This is a genomic window from Bartonella sp. 220B (genome assembly GCF_026930205.1).
In the GTDB taxonomy this organism is placed as follows: domain Bacteria; phylum Pseudomonadota; class Alphaproteobacteria; order Rhizobiales; family Rhizobiaceae; genus Bartonella.
This window is the reverse complement of record NZ_JANHOI010000043.1, coordinates 1-2351: the sequence shown is the minus strand read 5'-3', so window position 1 is coordinate 2351 and position 2351 is coordinate 1. Positions and strand designations below refer to the sequence as shown.

2 protein-coding genes are annotated in these 2351 nt (G+C 43.7%); both read left to right on the top strand.

Annotated elements, in window-relative coordinates; genetic code table 11:
• Window positions 1-1782, top strand: a 1782-nt coding sequence (locus NPX99_RS08520; RefSeq protein WP_269031403.1) for a hemagglutinin repeat-containing protein, incomplete at its 5' end; no start/stop codon positions are given.
• On the top strand, window positions 1779-2180 hold the full coding sequence (locus NPX99_RS08515; RefSeq protein WP_269031402.1) for a hypothetical protein: 402 nt from the start codon (window positions 1779-1781) through the stop codon (window positions 2178-2180). The genes NPX99_RS08520 and NPX99_RS08515, both read left to right, overlap by 4 nt.
• The last annotated feature ends 171 nt before the right edge of the window (window positions 2181-2351 follow it).

Here is a 2351-nt window from a genome sequence, read left to right as displayed (position 1 = left end):
GTCACCTTTGAAAGTGCCCAAAACACCCAAGACACACAAAGTCGCGTGCAAAGCGCTTCGGTCAATGTTGGATATAGCTATGGCACTGGTGGCACAGGTTGGATGGGCAATGCTTCCTTTAGTCAAGGAGAAGGTTCTAGTGAGGAAGTTCAACACAAAAACAGCCATATTAGTGGCACGGGCACTGTTCACACCAACAGTGGGGGACACACCACACTTTCGGGTGCCGTGGTTTCTGGAAATCAGGTCAAAGTGGATGTGGGGGATGATTTGATCATTACCAGCCGCAGTGATACGGGTCAAACCTCCAGCAAGCAAAACTCTTTTTCGATTGGGTTTAATGATGGAAAAAAGGATGATGCAGCGACAACCAATATTTCCTTGAACAAGGATAAATCCTCTAGTGATTATCATAGTGTTGTGGAGCAATCAGGTATCAAAGCGGGTGAGGGAGGCTTTGAACTCACGGTAAAAGACCAAACAACCCTGACTGGGGGCATCATTGCCAGCAGTGCACCAGCAGAAAAAAACAGCCTGACTACAGGAAGCATTACCACCAGTGACATCACCAACAGTGCTCATGCTCAAACCAGCAGCCAAGGTTTAAGCATTTCTGGGGGTGGTGCAATGTACGGGGGCAAATATGGCATTGGGAAAAACATTGCTAAAAATATTTTAGATCATGCCAAAGCGCAAGATACAAAGGAAGGCGCAACCAAATCCGCTATCAGCAATGGCACTATCGTTATTACCGATGCAACGGGGCAAAAGGCATTGACAGGGCAAGGGGTTGAACAAACCATCGCCTCCCTCAACCGCGACACTGCGACAGCCCATCAAGCTGTACAACCACTCGATGTTGGTAGGCTAGAACAGATCGTGCGTGAAAACCGTGAAATGGCAACCCAACTCTTAGAAGAAGGGTTTAAATACAGCGATGAAGCTTATCAAACCATGTTTATCAAAGAACACCCCATCGCCGTGGTCGACCGTGATGAAAACGGAAATATTATTTATCGCAAAGATGAAAATGGACAGTATATCAAAGACGCTCGTGGACAAAAAATACCTCACGCACATTATTTAACGGCTGAGGAAAAGCAGCATTTACAAGCTGGCTCTGATGGCAAGGTGCATGTGTCCCTCAATGGTATCTTTACTCCGCCGGAAGAGGCAGCTGTTTATGCGGTTCAACACGCTAAAAATCAAAATGAACCGCTCTATTTTGTGGTGTTCCCTGAAGCCGATTCTGCTATTTCAGAGTTGATGGTTGCAGGCTATCAGAAGTTTATGGAAAATAACTTTTGGGGTTTGACCAATTCCGCACAAGAAGCAAAAGATTTGATATATGGCTATGGCAACAAGGGGTTGGAACTTTATGGACATAGTCGTGCTGGCATGACATTGTATAATACGCTGAATTCTTTAAAACAACAAGGTGTACAGGATAGAGCAGATAACACAAATGTTAATCTTTATGCACCGGCTTCTAACGCTGAGGCTATGGCAGGTTTATTAAGTTATGTGAGTAGAGGCAAACAAACCACTGTTGGTTTTAATGGGCATAGATATGACTTTGTAAGCAGAGTGATCGGTGGCAATAGCTATACTTATGAGACGATACCTCCTGGTAGTAACAGGTGGAAAGAATGGTGGAATATGTTCTCAGATCCCTATAACGTCCATACGTGTCTTGGAAATGCGAGTCCAAAATGCCAAAAGTTTTACGGTTCATCTCATTTAGAACACGTTCCTTCAAGTAAAGCATGGAGTAAAAAATGAAACAAACTCTAAAATTATTAAGCACTGTAACTTTGTTAATCATAGCTGGATGTCAGTTTAATAAGCTGCCTCCAGGAGAGATAGCTACGTGGGAGAAGCCAGGAGCAGATTTTACAGAGGTAGGAAAAGCACTGTTAGAATGTGGAATGCCAACCCCTTATGATGCCGATCCAGAAAATCAAAAGTTAAGCTACAATGCATGGGCAACCATAGAAGCTTGTATGATTCAAGCTGGTTTCCGTGATAAAGTGGGGGGGGGGACTTGGTGCGAGAATCGTAAATCCGAAAACCTCCCCATTTGTCGTCCCGGTGCTGTTATTCCGCAGCGCAGTGTCAAGAAGCGCTTGAATAGCCCGTTTTGTAAAAAGCATCCAGAACAATACGAATGCTATCCTTAATTTTTTCTGGTTATAATGAACAATCCTGCTCTTATGGCGGGATTGTTTCTCTCATTTCACCATCTCAATACAAAAATATCAACAGGCTTACGAGCTATCTCAGTATAAAATAAATCCATTAAAGGAGGGGAAAAATGAAGAAAACTTTGAAACTATTGAGCTGCATAGCTC